16 protein-coding genes are annotated in these 14,906 nt (G+C 37.7%); 8 read left to right on the top strand and 8 right to left on the bottom strand.

All coding sequences use genetic code 11. The features are described 5' to 3' along the window. Window positions 1-136 precede the first annotated feature (136 nt). Window positions 137-553: a copper resistance protein NlpE gene (locus FGL31_RS05685; RefSeq protein ID WP_138090001.1), complete on the bottom strand. Its 417-nt coding sequence runs from the start codon at window positions 551-553 to the stop codon at window positions 137-139. A gap of 67 nt (window positions 554-620) precedes the next feature. Beyond that, window positions 621-953 carry a tetratricopeptide repeat protein gene (locus FGL31_RS05680; RefSeq protein WP_138090000.1) on the bottom strand — a complete coding sequence of 111 codons (333 nt, stop codon included), beginning with the start codon at window positions 951-953 and terminating at the stop codon, window positions 621-623. A gap of 290 nt (window positions 954-1,243) precedes the next feature. Between FGL31_RS05680 and FGL31_RS05675 the strand changes: the two genes are divergently transcribed. From FGL31_RS05675 to FGL31_RS05660, 4 genes are all read left to right on the top strand, one after another. Continuing rightward, window positions 1,244-1,975, top strand: a complete 732-nt coding sequence (locus FGL31_RS05675; protein ID WP_138089999.1) for an electron transfer flavoprotein subunit beta/FixA family protein — start codon at window positions 1,244-1,246, stop codon at window positions 1,973-1,975. A gap of 24 nt (window positions 1,976-1,999) precedes the next feature. Next, entirely contained in the window at window positions 2,000-2,974 is a 975-nt protein-coding gene (locus tag FGL31_RS05670; protein WP_138089998.1) for an electron transfer flavoprotein subunit alpha/FixB family protein, read from the top strand. Window positions 2,975-3,078: 104 nt separating this feature from the next. Continuing rightward, window positions 3,079-3,726, top strand: coding sequence for a bifunctional nuclease family protein (locus FGL31_RS05665; protein ID WP_099372456.1), 648 nt, complete (start codon window positions 3,079-3,081; stop codon window positions 3,724-3,726). 34 nt (window positions 3,727-3,760) lie between these two features. Then, window positions 3,761-5,116 carry a nucleoside permease gene (locus tag FGL31_RS05660; RefSeq protein ID WP_138089997.1) on the top strand — a complete coding sequence of 452 codons (1,356 nt, stop codon included), beginning with the start codon at window positions 3,761-3,763 and terminating at the stop codon, window positions 5,114-5,116. 431 nt (window positions 5,117-5,547) lie between these two features. Here FGL31_RS05660 and FGL31_RS05655 read toward each other — a convergent pair whose 3' ends face one another. Genes FGL31_RS05655 through FGL31_RS05645 form a run of 3 tightly spaced genes read right to left on the bottom strand, consistent with a single transcriptional unit; the run spans window position 5,548 to window position 9,354 of the window. Continuing rightward, a complete protein-coding gene (locus FGL31_RS05655; RefSeq protein WP_138089996.1) occupies window positions 5,548-6,708 on the bottom strand; it encodes a beta-helix domain-containing protein in 1,161 nt (386 codons plus the stop codon). 50 nt (window positions 6,709-6,758) lie between these two features. Then, window positions 6,759-8,399, bottom strand: coding sequence for a TonB-dependent receptor domain-containing protein (locus tag FGL31_RS05650; protein WP_138089995.1), 1,641 nt, complete (start codon window positions 8,397-8,399; stop codon window positions 6,759-6,761). Between the two features lie 22 nt (window positions 8,400-8,421). Continuing rightward, window positions 8,422-9,354, bottom strand: coding sequence for a TonB-dependent receptor plug domain-containing protein (locus FGL31_RS05645; protein WP_138089994.1), 933 nt, complete (start codon window positions 9,352-9,354; stop codon window positions 8,422-8,424). 334 nt (window positions 9,355-9,688) lie between these two features. Between FGL31_RS05645 and FGL31_RS05640 the strand changes: the two genes are divergently transcribed. From FGL31_RS05640 to FGL31_RS27565, 4 genes are read left to right on the top strand one after another with little or no spacing between them, the layout of a single operon-like run. Further along, complete coding sequence (locus FGL31_RS05640) at window positions 9,689-10,336, top strand: ABC transporter ATP-binding protein (protein ID WP_138089993.1); 648 nt, start codon at window positions 9,689-9,691, stop codon at window positions 10,334-10,336. 1 nt (window position 10,337) lies between these two features. After that, window positions 10,338-11,768: an ABC transporter permease gene (locus FGL31_RS05635; RefSeq protein ID WP_138089992.1), complete on the top strand. Its 1,431-nt coding sequence runs from the start codon at window positions 10,338-10,340 to the stop codon at window positions 11,766-11,768. Window positions 11,769-11,770: 2 nt separating this feature from the next. Beyond that, window positions 11,771-12,121 (top strand): hypothetical protein, encoded by a 351-nt coding sequence (locus FGL31_RS05630; protein ID WP_232046302.1) that lies wholly within the window; start codon window positions 11,771-11,773, stop codon window positions 12,119-12,121. A 7-nt stretch (window positions 12,122-12,128) separates the two neighbouring features. After that, window positions 12,129-12,254, top strand: a complete 126-nt coding sequence (locus FGL31_RS27565; protein ID WP_262709048.1) for a hypothetical protein — start codon at window positions 12,129-12,131, stop codon at window positions 12,252-12,254. Here FGL31_RS27565 and FGL31_RS05625 read toward each other — a convergent pair. The 3 genes from FGL31_RS05625 to FGL31_RS05615 are packed head-to-tail and all read right to left on the bottom strand — an operon-like array spanning window position 12,251 to window position 14,903. Continuing rightward, window positions 12,251-12,979 (bottom strand): 16S rRNA (uracil(1498)-N(3))-methyltransferase, encoded by a 729-nt coding sequence (locus FGL31_RS05625; RefSeq protein ID WP_232046301.1) that lies wholly within the window; start codon window positions 12,977-12,979, stop codon window positions 12,251-12,253. The two genes, FGL31_RS27565 and FGL31_RS05625, sit on opposite strands and share 4 nt — an antisense overlap. A gap of 3 nt (window positions 12,980-12,982) precedes the next feature. Then, window positions 12,983-14,296, bottom strand: a complete 1,314-nt coding sequence (locus FGL31_RS05620) for a hemolysin family protein (protein WP_099372448.1) — start codon at window positions 14,294-14,296, stop codon at window positions 12,983-12,985. Then, window positions 14,286-14,903, bottom strand: coding sequence for an inorganic diphosphatase (locus FGL31_RS05615; protein WP_138089991.1), 618 nt, complete (start codon window positions 14,901-14,903; stop codon window positions 14,286-14,288). Before FGL31_RS05615 ends, FGL31_RS05620 begins: the two co-directional genes overlap by 11 nt. Window positions 14,904-14,906: the final 3 nt, after the last annotated feature.

Here is a 14,906-nt window from a genome sequence, read left to right as displayed (position 1 = left end):
AGTATGTTAATAATTAGTGCTATTCAAAAATAAAGCGCAAGTAATAAGTAATCAATACCTAATGCTAGGTATTTTTTTCTTTTTACTTATTATGCTTCAATAAATTGAATAAAAAAACCTGCTGATTAGCAGGTTTCTATTTTATTTTTAGGAGGACATATTTTTCGGCGAGATCGCCTTTAATTTCCTTACCTGAAAGATCGAGTTGATTCAGCTGATTTTTGGAGATCTTAAAGCTGTAATCAATGTTTTCTAAACTCAATATATCTTTATCTATTTTCCATTTTCCGGTACTTTCAAATATTTCGGCACTTTTACCGACATATTCGTATCTCATGGAATAATTTTTATTGTTGTCTAAACTTAGTACTGTTGCTATTGTTGTACAATCTGCGCACGGAAGTTTACCTTCATAGGTTCCTACTATGGCTGTACCTTTCACTGCATTATCTTCGGACGCAACAAGTTGATTAACATTGGATTTGTTATTTATACAACTAAACCCGAAAGTCAACATGATGAATCCAATTAAAATTAGTGTTAAGGCACGCATAATATTTCTTTATACTAAGCAAAACACAAAAAAAATACCACAAATTAAATTTTAATGAAATTTAACATTATTCATCTTCATCGAAGAGTCCATTTGCCATCATTAATGCATTTTTGAGTTCTCCCAATGCATGGAAATTTCTTTTTTGTTGCGCAATTAAAATTCCTTTTTCATAGATTTCTATTGCTTGGTCTTTCTCACCTTCTGACTCCAAGAATTTTCCAAAATGATAGTACGTACCTATATAATCTGGATGAATTTCAACCAATTCTTCGAATCCATTTCGAGCATCATCCTTATTCTCCAGTTTGACATGCTCCATGGTGAGCGCATATTTTAAAAAAGGATCATGTGGGCTTTCCTTTAAAAAGTTTTGTAATTGTTCCAATCTACTTTCCATGCCCAAAATTAAATATTATTTGGGAATGGATGTGAATGCAATATAGAAAAGAAATTACTATGCTAGCATAGAAAATGACAAATCTATGACTATTGGTTTTTAGACAGTTTTGTTGAACGATTTAAAATTTTATACAATTTAAACGTGCTTATTTTTAAAATTCAACAACAATAACGTGGTTTTATTAAAATTTTTATATTAATAAATTATTTGAGTTAAGGACAAAAATGCTATTTTATGGCTTTGAAATGCTCCTTAATTAATGTAGGTTTGTGTAAAACGCTAGAATTATGAGAATATTAGTATGTATAAGTAATGTCCCAGACACCACTTCTAAAATAACATTCAGCAACGATAATACAGTTTTTAACAGTACTGGCATCCAGTATATCATTAATCCTTATGATGAGATTGCATTATCAAAAGCAGTTGAGTTATCAGAAGGCGGTCAAGGCACAGTTACGGTTATCAATGTTGGCGAGGCAAGTACAGAGCCAACCATTCGTAAAGCCTTAGCTATTGGTGCTGATGATGCAGTCCGCATCAATGCTCAACCACGTGACGCTTGGTTTGTAGCGAATCAAATTGCTCACTATGCAAAGGACCAGAATTTTGATTTGATTTTGACGGGTCGTGAATCGATTGATTATAATGGCGCTCAGGTCGCAGCTCTTTTAGGCGAGTTATTGAACCTTCCGTCTGTTTCTATCGCTAAGAAATTGGATATTCAGGGTACTGAAGCTACGATCGATCGTGAGATCGAAGGTGGTAAAGAGGTGTTGACAGTTTCATTGCCTGTTGTTGTGGGTACTGCTGAGGGCGTTGCAGAACCAAAGATTCCGAATATGCGCGGCATTATGGGTGCAAGGACGAAGCCATTACAGGTTGTTGAACCCATTGATGTTAATGAATTATCCAGCATTTCACGTTACGAATCTCCCGCACCTCGCAGTGCTGTAAAATTAGTGGATGATGTGGATCAGCTGGTTCAGTTATTACACAGCGAAGCAAAAGTTATTTAATTCATTTAACGTTAAGAAATTATCATGGCAATTTTAGTTTATATAGAAAATACAGACGGGACATTAAAGAAATCAGCCTTTGAAGCGGCATCTTATGCAAAAGCTATCGCTGATCAATTAAGTGATTCTGTCACTGCATTATCCATTGGAAATGTGGATAAATCAGAATTAGAAAAGTTGGGCAAATATGGTGTTTCCAAAGTATTGGATGCCAATCAAGACAAATTAAAAAGTTTTGTAAATAAGGCCTATGCATCGATCATAGCTTCTGCAGCGAAACAAGAAGATTCAAAAGTTGTCGTTCTTTCGAATTCCTTCAGTGGAAAAGGTTTAGGACCTCGAGTAGCTGCAAAATTGGATGCGGGATTTGCTGATGGCGCCATCAACCTTCCTACTTTCAATGGTGACAGTATGGACATCAAGAAAACGGCTTTCTCAAACAAGGCATTTGCGACCGAAGTTATCAATTCAGCGGTTAAGGTTATTGCTGTTAACCCAAATGCGTTTGAGGTTAAAGAAGTTGGTGGATCGGCCGAGGTCGTTGATTTCACACCAGACTTACAGGACCAGGATTTCAACGTCATGGTTAAAGAGATTGTTCGAGCTACTGACAAGGTTTCATTGCCAGAGGCGGAGATTGTTGTTTCAGCAGGACGAGGATTAAAAGGACCTGAGAACTGGGGCATGGTTGAGGAATTGGCGGATGTTCTGGGAGCTGCTACAGCTTGTTCAAAACCGGTATCTGACGCTGGTTGGCGTCCACATTCTGAGCACGTGGGACAGACAGGTATCGTTGTTAGCCCGAATTTATATATCGCGATTGGTATTTCAGGAGCTATCCAGCATTTAGCAGGAGTAAGTTCTTCAAAAACCATCGTTGTAATCAACAAAGATCCGGAAGCACCATTCTTTAAGGTTGCGGATTATGGTATCGTTGGAGATGCCTTTGATATCGTTCCGAAGTTGACAGAAGCGATCAAAAAGATTAAAAACAACTAGGAGTAACTAAACAATGAACGAGTGGCCTTGCCTAAAAAAACGCAGGGTCACTTTTTTTTTGCTTTTAATATTCCCATCTTTGTATTCACGTTAACGCGTTATCAATGAAGAAAATCAAGTTAGATATAGTAGGCTTGTCATATAGCCAGACGCAGTCTGGAGCATATGCACTAGTTCTCGGAGAGGTAGGAGGTAACCGAAGACTTCCAGTAATCATTGGCGGATTTGAAGCTCAATCTATAGCTGTTGAGATTGAGAAGATGACTCCCAGCCGGCCCCTAACGCATGATTTATTCAAATCTTTTGCTGAGACCTTCAAGATAAAATTAGAGGAAGTCCTGATCTATAATCTAGTAGACGGCATTTTCTTTGCCAAATTGATCTGTACAGATGGCACTCAAACCTCCGAGATCGATGCGCGCACATCTGATGCTGTTGCATTGGCGGTTAGATTTGAATGTCCTATCTATACCTATGACTTCATCATGAATACCGCAGGTATCGTGATCGAGGGCAATGATTTTGCCTTTCTTGAAAATATTGAAAACGTAGGCAGCTATAAGCAATCGGAGTCTTCGCCTGAAGAGAAAGAACAGGAACCTGTTGAAAAGGAGCCTGAAAAGAACAAACCATCTCCGTATGCTTCGTTAACACTTGAACAACTTGAAAAAACCCTGGAAAAGGCTATTGAGAACGAACAGTACGAGACAGCTGCCAAAATCAGGGATGAAATAGAAAAGCGAAAATCTTAATTTCTACCTATTACATCTAATAGCAAATATTACCATGCCTATTAAACTGAGGTTAACGATCATGAACTTCCTACAATTCTTCGTTTGGGGAGCATGGTTGATTACAATTGCGAACTATTGGTTTGGGACAAAGAACTGGGGTGGCACCGAGTTTGGCGCCATTTTCTCGACCATGGGTATTGCATCATTATTTATGCCTACCCTGATGGGTATTATCGCAGACCGCTGGGTCAATGCAGAAAAACTATACGCCGGTCTTCATCTTTTATATGCGGGCTGCTTAATTTACCTAGCACAGGTTCAGGATCCAGGATCTTTCTTTACAGTTATGCTATTGAGCATGTGCTGTTATATGCCGACCTTGGCCTTGTCGAATTCTATTGCCTACACAGCTCTTAACCAAGGAAACTACGATCTGATCAAGAGCTTCCCTCCTATTCGAGTTTGGGGAACTGTTGGTTTTATCGCTGCTATGTGGATTACAAACCTGAGCGGAAGCAAAGCCACAGAAGGACAGTTTTATATTGCCGCAGGAGGATCAATCCTTTTGGGCTTATATTCGATTGTTTTCCTTCCAAAGTGTCCTCCACAAAGACACATCAACGAAAAGGCAAGTTTTGGGCAGATGCTGGGACTAGAGGCGTTCAAGCTTTTTGGGAACTTTAAAATGGCGATGTTCTTTATATTCTCCATGTTCTTGGGAGCAGCACTGCAACTTACAAATGCTTATGGTGATGTGTTTTTGGATGAATTTAAGTTCTACCCTCAATATGTAGACTCCTTTGTCGTGAAATATTCAACCATTATTATGTCTATTTCGCAGATATCGGAGACTTTATTTATCCTTGCTATTCCATTCTTTTTGAAAAAATTCGGGATAAAGCAGGTTATGTTGATTGCTATGGTCGCATGGGTTCTGAGATTTGGTCTATTTGCCTATGGCAACCCCTCTTCAGGCCTTTGGATGATTATCCTTTCCTGTATCGTTTATGGAATGGCCTTTGACTTTTTCAATATCTCAGGTTCTCTATTCGTTGAGACCAATACCAACAATAAAATCCGTTCCTCAGCGCAGGGATTGTTTATGATGATGACCAATGGTTTTGGAGCTGTATTGGGTTCCTGGGTGTCAGGCTGGGTTATTGACAAGTTCTATACGCTCTCATTCAATAACAGCAGCTCTCTAGCGCAATTTCTGAACACAACCCCTGACAATGGTAACCTGCAGTCGTTTATTGCCTCACGAGGCGTGACAAGCAGTGAAGGGGTCTTTGACCAAGTCATCCACCTCAAAGACTGGCACCATATCTGGATCGCATTTGCAGTTTATACATTGATAATCGCAATATTGTTTGCAGTGTTGTTTAGACATAAGCATGAACAGAATTAATCAGAATTAACAGGATTTGCAGGATTAACAGAATTGACCAGGATTTACAGAATTAACAGAATTGACCAGGATTTACAGAATTAACAGAATTAACAGAATTCAGTAGGATTGAACAGGATTAACAGGATTCAGGAAGATTAAGCAGGATAAGAGAAATTAATTGCAGGAGCATTTTTTTATTTTGGAATAATATATATAGTAAGACCTCCATGAAAAAGGATTCATGGAGGTCTTTTTATTACACTGGGATTAATTCTGTCTATTTTGTAAATTCTCCAAATTCTGATTAGTCATGCTTCATTCTGTCTATTCTGCAAATCCTGCTGATCCTGTTAATCCTGCTTTATTCTGATTAGTTTAGAAATTCAGGGATAAAAAAAAGACCGCCAGTTGGCGGTCTTTTTATCTGATAAACTATTTAAATATTATTCTTAGAATTTATATCCAGTCCAAGAGAACGCTGACACATCAGCACCTTTAAGACCGTCTTTTTTCTCGATTTTAGCATTTCCTGGGTTTTTGATTTTAGCATCACCTAGGCCGTTAGCAGGATCGATAGTGTATTCAATAGTAGAAGCTGCATCACCTGCACCTCTGTCATCAGAGAAGTCGATCAAGTCAACTGCAGTAGTTCCTGCACCGAATTTAGCGAAAGCATTTTTGATTGTTGCTTTAGCACCTCTACGGATTTTGAAAACGTCGTGCATAGTTAGGTTAGCATCTTTACCTGGCGCATTGTTAACGATTGTAATTCCGTCTACTGTGAAATCAGATTGGTTGATATCAGTTGGAGTTTTACCATCTAAGTTACCATCAGCTTCAATACCTCTAGGATCCGCAGTTACAGCAGTATATCCAGCTTCTCTGATACCGTATACATTTTTCACTGTTCCTCTGTATCCTTGAGAGAAGTCAAACATATCATCAGTACAGTTGATTACTAAAATGTTACTTGCATTTACAGTTCCACCGAAAAATTCGATTGCATCGTCATCACCGTGAGAAAGAACTATGTTAGAAAGTACAGTTCCGTTACCTACACCATTCAAAGTCAACCCATTGTGTTCAGCATCATTGTTGATACGTGCACCAGTATATTCAATTCTTACGAAGTTTAATTTTCCTGAATTGTCAGCTACATCATCACCACCAAATCTAATATTAGTACTGATTTCAGTTGCAGCATCACTTTTAGCACCTTCAGCTCTAGAAAGAGGAGCATTACCATTTAAAAGAATACCACCCCAGTCACCTGCTTTAGGAGCAGAAGCTGCAGAAGTAAAAATAACTGGTTTATCAGCAGTACCATCTGCGATTAATTTACCACCTTTTTCTACTAGCAAGTAAACGTTAGTACCACCTGCTGTAGCTTTGATTGTAGTTCCTGCAGGAATAGTTAAAGTAGCACCACTTTTTACAAGTACAGTACCTGTCATAGTATACTCAATGTTTGCATCCAAAGTTGTATTGGCTTCGATATTACCAATAAGGTCTTTTTCACCTTTCTCGATTGGTCCTGGAGTGTTTTCGTCAGAACAAGCAGTAAACGCTAGAGCACTAGCAGCTAAAATTGAAAATAATTTTGTTTTCATAATCTTTTAATTTCTACACACAAAGTAATCGTTAACGAATAACCTAAATGTTAGTTATATATTAATTTATTGTTAAATTTATAAGATAATCCTAAGCTAAAATCGACACCTCTTTTATAGCTTTCAATCAACAAAGGATTTGCTTGATCCTGGAATTCTCTATAGTATTCTCTATCTGGATTTAATATGTTTTCAACCTTCAGGTTAATTCCAAATTTCCTTTTGATAGTACTTGACATGTTAAAATCCAAAGTTGGGACCCCTTTTTCCATCAGGTTTTGAAATCCTCTACTACCTAGGGTATAGATTCTATCCGAGAAGTAGTTAAATACAAGAGTTGGCATTAGCTCAAAATTGGAGAAGTTCGCTTTGTAAGATATATCTGCATTTACGATCCATGGGGATGCTCCTTCTAATTGATCTTCAGTGTTTGTAAATTGCGGAGTTGGATCTTCCAGTTTTTGTTTTGAGAAAAGGTACGAAACATTTGCTCCTGCTGCTAGGACATTATCACCATAGGCATTAGAATGTCTTAATAATTCTTTTTTGATTTCTACTTCAGCCCCTAATACAGTTGCGTTGCTTCCTGTATTAATAAACGTCATCAAATTACCAGCACCAGTTGAATACACTCTTGAAATCGGATTTTCAATAGTTTTGTAGAACACCCCAGCAGAAATCAGTTCGCTAGAAGTTGGGTACAATTCCCATTTTAAGTCTGCATTATAAACTTGAGCAGGTACTAGTTTTGGGTTACCTTCAATAGTTTGGTTAATACCTGCATATTGCATACGTGCTAACTCAATGAACTGAGGCAATACATAGGACTTACTTCCCGATGCTCTTAAAATCATTTTGTCATTCAGTACATATTTCAAGTTCAAGCTAGGAAGGAAGTAGTTTTTCTTAATCGTAGAAGGTCCGTCGGTTGCTGTACTTGACAAATTGAAATAATAGACTACATCTTGATAGATATTATCAAACCTCAATCCCAATACCGCTGTAAAATCTTGATTAAATTGATAAGTGGCTGCAGCAAGTCCAGAATGGATATTCTTTTTACCCGTGTAATAGAATTCATCCAATGCTCTATCAGTTCTACCATTTTGAGTTTCCAATTCAAACAAGCTACCTAAGTTTGCTTGGTTAAAATATTGGTCTACATTTTCAATATCAATCGATGATGGCATTGTTCCTATCAAACGGTGATTAAATACTGTATTGTAGAAGTTTCTGGTGACGAAATTCCCGTTATAACCAAAGTCTATTTTACGCTCTAGTTCTTGGGAATCATCTAGTTTATAGGTTAATATTCCTTTTGCGACAAATCCCTTTTCTTTCATGTCGGAGAAAAATCTTTCGTTTTCACCTGGTGAATTTGTAGAGAATGTCATTACATTATTTCTGAATAGGAAGTTGTTAATTCTTCTGTCAGGTTCATTTCCAATGATATAATTAAATCCTGCTGATAAATTAGCTCCTAATCTTTCATTGATTTTAAGATTCGTTAGGATTTGGTTAACGAATAAATGGTTGTCATTTACCTGTTGGCGTCGTGAGAATTCTTTATCTCCTTCTTCTTCATTATCACCTTTACCAAAAAATTCGGTAAAATCTTGTTTTTGGTCATGGATGTACAGAGAGTTGAAACTTATCGAATTCTGTCCCCAAACATATCTTAGGTTCAGCATTGCATTTTGTGATACCGTATATTCATTTTTTCACAAAATCTTGATCCAGATATATTTCACCAATATTGGTTGCATTCTGGATTTTTCCATCTGCATATCTATATTTAGAATCCATTCCGGCAACAAAGAATAGACTTAAAGGGTTGTTTCCAACCATAAATCTTTTATTTCCTAATAATCGAAAATTTGTGTTGAACAAATTATTTTGAACATTTGGGTTCCAGTTGTTTTTAAAGTTATAGTTCTCTAAGCTTGTAATTCCAGGTTTAGCACCTGCCAATGTTCCAAAGTAATTGGTTCCATCAATTCTTTTGAAATTGTCTTTTCCAATAGTTTGACTATTAACTCCACCACCTACATTTATTTCAAAACTATTACCAGTTGCTTCTTTTGTATGGATATCTATATTTGCTCCAGCCACGTCACCATGGATTTGAGCATTGAATGTTTTATTAACGTTAATGCTTTGGATAATATCCGAGCTAAAGAAATCCAATGATATGTTTTTGAATAGCGGATCTTCAGAAGGCAATGGTAATCCATTTAGTGTAGATGAGTTATAACGGTCACCCAAACCACGTACAAATACATTTTTCGCTCCCTCTTGTCTGGAAACACCAGCCATTTTAACTAGTGCTGCCCTTGCATCACTAACTCCTTTTCTGGAAAGTTCTTGAGCACCTATGGATTCAATCATGAGGTTTGATTTTTTCCTTTCTTCCAATAGCGCGAGTTCGGAGAATTTTTCGCGTCTTCTAGTAATTACGACTTCCTCGATTACTGCGTCAGCGTTTTTAAGTGCGAAAGACACGAATTCGGTATCGTTTGCTTGGAGGGTAAAGTTGAGTTCTTGGGCATCGTACCCCATCAGCGATGCGCGAATAAGGTATTCTGCTGATTTGTCGCTTGGCAAAGGAATATAGAATTCACCTTTGTCATTTGTAGTCGTACCCAACTGAGATTAGCAATTGTAACAGTTACTCCTGCCAAAGGTTGGTAAGATTCTACATCTACTACCGTACCTTTTACCCCAAATGGTGCCTGCTGAGCATACGTCATAATGATGCTAAAGCATAGAACAACCAATGAAAATACTTTTTTAATACAATTCATACAATGTTAATATTATGTTGCAAAAGTATAATCGGATTGTTACGTTAATATTAAGACTCGATTATGTTAATATTAGTCTCTGGTTAATTAATTGTTAAGACATCTAAGGGTCAAATTGTTACCATTTGCATTGGTTAAAGCCAACTAATAGTGTTAATTTGCGCCAAAGAAATGTTATGAGCGATTTTGTACTAAAGACCTCCAATTTATCATATCAATATCCGAAGGGATCGAGATTATCTTTTCAGGATTTATTACTTTCCGATCAGCAGCACACTTTAGTTTTAGGTGATTCAGGTTCTGGGAAATCCACACTTTTAAATTTAATAGCTGGTTTTTCTTCTCCTACGAGTGGCGAAGTAATTATCAATGGTCAAAACTTGTATTCACTTTCAGGGAGTGAGCTTGATAAATTCAGGGCTCAGCATTTGGGTTTTATATTTCAAGAGGCGCATTTATTGAGGAATCTCACGGTTTCGGAGAATATAAAACTTGCGCAAAGCCTTGCAGGTCTCTCTGTTGATGCTGATGCTGTCAAATCATTATTGGAAAAATTGCAGTTGGGTGGTTTTGAAAACCGGAAACCAAATGAATTAAGCCGAGGCCAAGTTCAAAGGGTCGCGATTGCAAGAGCATTAATTAATAAGCCTTCCTTATTGGTTGCCGATGAACCTACGGCAGCACTGGATGACAAGAACACCTTTCTGGTAGTGGAATTATTAAAAGAGCTGGCGAAAGATCAAGGCAGTACCTTATTGATATCTACTCATGACAAAAGGTTAAAGGACGAATTCACAAACAATTATATTTTAGCTGCTCAATAAGATGAATACACTACAGTTAGTTTGGAAAAACATTTCGCAACAGTGGGGATCTACCTTATTAAGTATTATCCTGACGGCATTTGGCGTTGCTATTTTAGTGAGTATCTATATCACGAGCGATACTTTTGAAAAACAATTGGACAGCAACAGTAAACAGGTTGATTTGGTTGTAGGCGCAAAAGGTAGTCCGTTACAATTGATTTTGAGTTCACTTTATCATGTTGACAATCCTACAGGAAATATAAAATTGGCTGAGGCAGAGAAATTGATGGATAACCCATTTATTGAAAAAGCGGTTCCAATTTCTTTGGGGGATAATTTCAAGGGTCATCGGATCCTAGGTACAGACACTAGTTTTATTAGTTTGTATGATTTGCAATTGGCAGACGGCCGTTTATGGGACAAGAGCTATGAAGTTGTAATAGGGAGTGAAACCGCCAGGAAGAATAAACTAAAAATTGGTGATCAAGTTCATGGCGCACATGGTTTGGCAGAGAATGCTCATGTTCATGAAGATCATCCATTTACCATTGTAGGTATTTTAAAACCTTCTGGTTCTATTGTAGATAACCTGTTGTTATCGAATTTGGAGAGCGTTTGGGATATTCATGGAATCGGCCATGAGGATCATGATCATGAACATGAAGGTGATCATGACCACGCAGAGCATAATCACGATGAACATGACCATGACCATGAAGCAGCAGCCTCTACCGCACACAATCATGACGATCACGACCACGACCACGACCACGACCATGACCACGATCATGCGCATGAGAATCAATCAGCTGTCCCACAAAAGACCACTGAAGATTCATTGGTTACGGAACGACCAAGAGGGGATGTCTTTGTAAAAAGTATTGCTGATGATATTGTTCAGGACAAGGGTCTAGAGATTACAGCGTTATTAGTTAAATTCAGCAGTCCTGCAGCAATTGGTGTTGTTCCCAAACTGGTTAACCAGTCTACAAGTATGCAAGCTGCATCGCCTGCATTAGAAACTGCGCGTTTATTTTCCTTAATGGGTGTAGGTATTGATTCTCTTGAAATTTTGGCCTACGTTATTATGATCATTGCTGGTTTAAGTGTATTCATAAGTCTTTATAATGCCCTAAAGGACAGAAAATATGACCTTGCTATTATGAGGACACTAGGTGCAAGCAAGATTAAACTTTTCACGATGTTAATTGTCGAAGGTTTGGTGATAACATTCATTGGTGGGATATTAGGGTTAGTTATCGGTCATATTGGATTGTATTTGATCAGTACGCAGACCAGTGAGAGTGCTGACTTTATTCAAGCATTCCATATTTATAGTAAAGAATGGTTAATTTTGTTGACCGCTTGTTTAATCGGTGTAATCGCATCATTAATTCCGGCAGTTAAAGCATATAATACAACAATTTCTACCATTTTAGGTAACAAGTAACGATGAAGAAGATATTATTTACGGTATTTATTTTAATGATGACAGTGAGCTTTTCAAAGGCTCAGATTGGTAATTATAATGAGGCTCAGGTTCCTGATCATACGCCTATGATGAACAGCACCTGGGAAGCTATTGACAAGATGATGTATAAGGTTTCCACGGTAGGCAACAAAAAAGTTTATACTCCATCCTATCCTGCTCCATTAAAGAAATTAGAGAACACAGTTGTTGAGCTTCCGGGCTATATGGTTCCTTTGGTCAGTGGCAGAAACCACAGCACTTATATGTTATCGGTATTGCCGATCACACAATGTCAGTTTTTGTGGTACGAATGGCATTCCGCCAATGGTTGAGATTTTCATGAAAAAAGGGACTGTGAAATTCACGGACGAACCTATCAAGATTAAAGGGAAGATGAAATTCAATCCTGAACCATTGAAAGGAAATGCTGAGATTCAGATTGTAGATGCAGAGTTGATCAATTAACGGTTCAAGAGCGCAATTTCGGTACACGCATAAAGAGCAGCCGTTTCTGTACGCAGTCTAGCTTCCCCCAAGGAAACTGGTATAAATCCTGCAGAAATGGCTTTTTCTATTTCCGAAGGTGAGAAATCCCCTTCCGGTCCTATTAAAATCAAGTATCTTTTATTGGTTTCAAATATTTGATTTAGATATTTCTTGTCTTGATCTTCTTCACAGTGAGCTATTGCTTTATTGAGGTCAGTCTCGGCTTCTATACTTTTCAAGAAGGCATCCAACGTCACAGCTTCATTCAACACCGGCAAATAAGCTTTTAGAGACTGTTTCATTGCTGAGATGATGACTTTGTTCAATCGTTCGGTTTTGACCTCCTTACGCTCTGAATGTTCGCTGATAATTGGGGTGATTTCTTGGATTCCAATTTCTGTGGCTTTTTCAAGAAACCATTCTATACGGTCGATATTTTTTGTTGGTGCAACAGCAATATGCAAGTAAGATCTTGATTTTTGGTATTCTGGAATATGTGAAATGATTTTCAGCTGAGTTCTTTTAGGATGAGCATCAGCGATTTCAGCTTGGTAGAAACCGCCAATTCCATCAATCAAATGGACCTTGTCACCGACGTTCAATCTCAGAACACGAACTGCATGTTTACTTTCTTCTTCAGAAAGCTGAAAGGAAGATTGTCCGGGATTTAAATCAGCTGTGTAAAATAAATGCCACTTTATCAAAGTTTATTCATCATCATCATCGTTTGGTGTTTCGATGAGGTCTAATTTTACAAATTCAATATTCTGTTGAGTTTTCTTGATAATGGTAAATCTATATCCCAACTCTTCAGTACTATCGCCCACATCTGGAATTTTCTCAAATAAATGAGAAACCAAACCGGCAACGGTATCATAATCTGAACTCTCAGGCAATTCTAACGGAAGATATCCATTTGCATCATGTACCGAAGCACCAGCATCGACCATAAACTCTGATTCAGAAATTTGCTCTACCACTGGAGTTTCTTCATCGTATTCATCTTGGATTTCTCCCACCAATTCTTCTACAATATCTTCCAGAGTAACCATCCCTGCGGTTCCACCAAATTCATCGAGTACGAATGCAATCTGTATTCTCTTTTGCTGAAACTCAGTCATCAAATCATTGATTTTCTTGGTTTCAGGGATAAAATATGGTTTACGCATGATATTTTTCAATATCACAGGTTTACCCTTGACGATAAGAGGTAGGATATCTTTCGTATGTACTACACCAATAATCTGATCGATGTTGTCATCGTAGATTGGAATACGGGAGTACCCTTCTTCCGTAACGGTATTAATAAATTCTTCTGCAGTATCATCTTTATCTACTGCAACAATTTTGGTCCGAGGGACCATAATGTTCTTTACGATCCTTTCATTAAAATCGAACACATTTTTTATGAGTTCGTGTTCAGCATTGTTCAATGCACCACTTTCTTTTCCTTTTTCCAACAAGTACTGGAGTTCTTCGGATGAGTGGCTTGCTTCATGCGCGCTTACTTGTATTCCTATCAATCTCAACAGGAAGTTTGCGAAACCATTTAGCAACCAAATAATCGGTCTGAATATATAATAGAAAAACTGCAGTGGCAGTGCTATTTTCATTGTTGTAGCTACCGGTTTTTGGATAGCGATGGACTTTGGTGCCAATTCACCAAATACGATATGTAAGAAGGTAATGATACTGAATGCTAGGACATGTCCTAGGTTTGTAGCTAATTTACCGGTAAGTTCGACGTTGAATAATCCGAAGATTTGATGTACAATTTGCGTCATTACGGCCTCACCTACCCAACCCAGGGCTAGGGATGCCAATGTAATTCCCAACTGTGTTGCAGCGAGATAGCCATCGAGATGGTCTGTAATACTTTTTGCGATTTTGGCTACTTTGCTTCCCGATTTGGCTTGTAGTTCGATTTGAGAAGCACGGACTTTTACAATAGCAAATTCAGCTGCAACGAAAAAACCATTTGCCAGCACTAAAAAGATAGTCCAAAAAATATCAATTGCCATGATTTAGGTTTTTATTAGCGAATTCTTTCTTGTATAATTCTAAACTCTCTAATATAACATTTTGAGCGATAGCTCTTCCACTAATTTTGTTAATAATAACTTTTTTTTCTTCAAGACCTTTATATTCTTGAAAAAAATGCACGATTTCCTTCATGGTATGAGGTGGTAATTCGGAGATATCATGGATATGGTTATACTCCATATCATTCTTAGCCACAGCAATTATCTTGTCATCTTGCTCACCAGAATCGGTCATGCTCATAACTCCTATTACTTTAGCATCCACAAGGGATAAAGGCTCAAGATCCACTGAACATATCACAAGAATATCCAGTGGATCTTTATCGCCACAATAACTTTGAGGAATAAATCCATAATTAGCTGGATAAACCATTGATGTTTGGATCACCCGATCTAATTTGATCAATCCCGTTGTCTTATCTACCTCATATTTTCCTCTAGTTCCTTTTGGAATCTCTATCACTGCTGTAACAGTTTCCGGAATATCCTTACCTGGTGACACTTGATGCCAAGGGTGTTTATCTTGAGCTAGTCCAATAAGGCTAGAAAACAGCAAGGCTAGAGAAAGAAAAAATGAGCGGTTCATGAT

This window comes from Sphingobacterium daejeonense (genome assembly GCF_901472535.1).
Classification (GTDB): Bacteria; Bacteroidota; Bacteroidia; order Sphingobacteriales; family Sphingobacteriaceae; genus Sphingobacterium; species Sphingobacterium daejeonense.
The sequence above is the reverse complement of the archived record's forward strand: the minus strand, read 5'-3'. Positions and strand labels throughout refer to the sequence as shown.

Excerpts from the sequence above, each read along its gene's own strand:
- FGL31_RS05630 (WP_232046302.1), top strand. The coding sequence starts at position 11,771 with ATGAAGAAGATATTATTTACGGTATTTATTTTAATGATGACAGTGAGC.
- FGL31_RS05670 (WP_138089998.1), top strand. The coding sequence starts at position 2,000 with ATGGCAATTTTAGTTTATATAGAAAATACAGACGGGACATTAAAGAAA.
- FGL31_RS05620 (WP_099372448.1), bottom strand. The coding sequence starts at position 14,296 with ATGGCAATTGATATTTTTTGGACTATCTTTTTAGTGCTGGCAAATGGT.
- FGL31_RS05640 (WP_138089993.1), top strand. The coding sequence starts at position 9,689 with ATGAGCGATTTTGTACTAAAGACCTCCAATTTATCATATCAATATCCG.
- FGL31_RS27565 (WP_262709048.1), top strand. The coding sequence starts at position 12,129 with ATGAAAAAAGGGACTGTGAAATTCACGGACGAACCTATCAAGATTAAA.
- FGL31_RS05665 (WP_099372456.1), top strand. The coding sequence starts at position 3,079 with ATGAAGAAAATCAAGTTAGATATAGTAGGCTTGTCATATAGCCAGACG.
- FGL31_RS05660 (WP_138089997.1), top strand. The coding sequence starts at position 3,761 with ATGCCTATTAAACTGAGGTTAACGATCATGAACTTCCTACAATTCTTC.
- FGL31_RS05675 (WP_138089999.1), top strand. The coding sequence starts at position 1,244 with ATGAGAATATTAGTATGTATAAGTAATGTCCCAGACACCACTTCTAAA.
- FGL31_RS05615 (WP_138089991.1), bottom strand. The coding sequence starts at position 14,903 with ATGAACCGCTCATTTTTTCTTTCTCTAGCCTTGCTGTTTTCTAGCCTT.
- FGL31_RS05650 (WP_138089995.1), bottom strand. The coding sequence starts at position 8,399 with ATGCTGAACCTAAGATATGTTTGGGGACAGAATTCGATAAGTTTCAAC.
- FGL31_RS05680 (WP_138090000.1), bottom strand. The coding sequence starts at position 953 with ATGGAAAGTAGATTGGAACAATTACAAAACTTTTTAAAGGAAAGCCCA.
- FGL31_RS05635 (WP_138089992.1), top strand. The coding sequence starts at position 10,338 with ATGAATACACTACAGTTAGTTTGGAAAAACATTTCGCAACAGTGGGGA.
- FGL31_RS05685 (WP_138090001.1), bottom strand. The coding sequence starts at position 553 with ATGCGTGCCTTAACACTAATTTTAATTGGATTCATCATGTTGACTTTC.
- FGL31_RS05655 (WP_138089996.1), bottom strand. The coding sequence starts at position 6,708 with ATGAAAACAAAATTATTTTCAATTTTAGCTGCTAGTGCTCTAGCGTTT.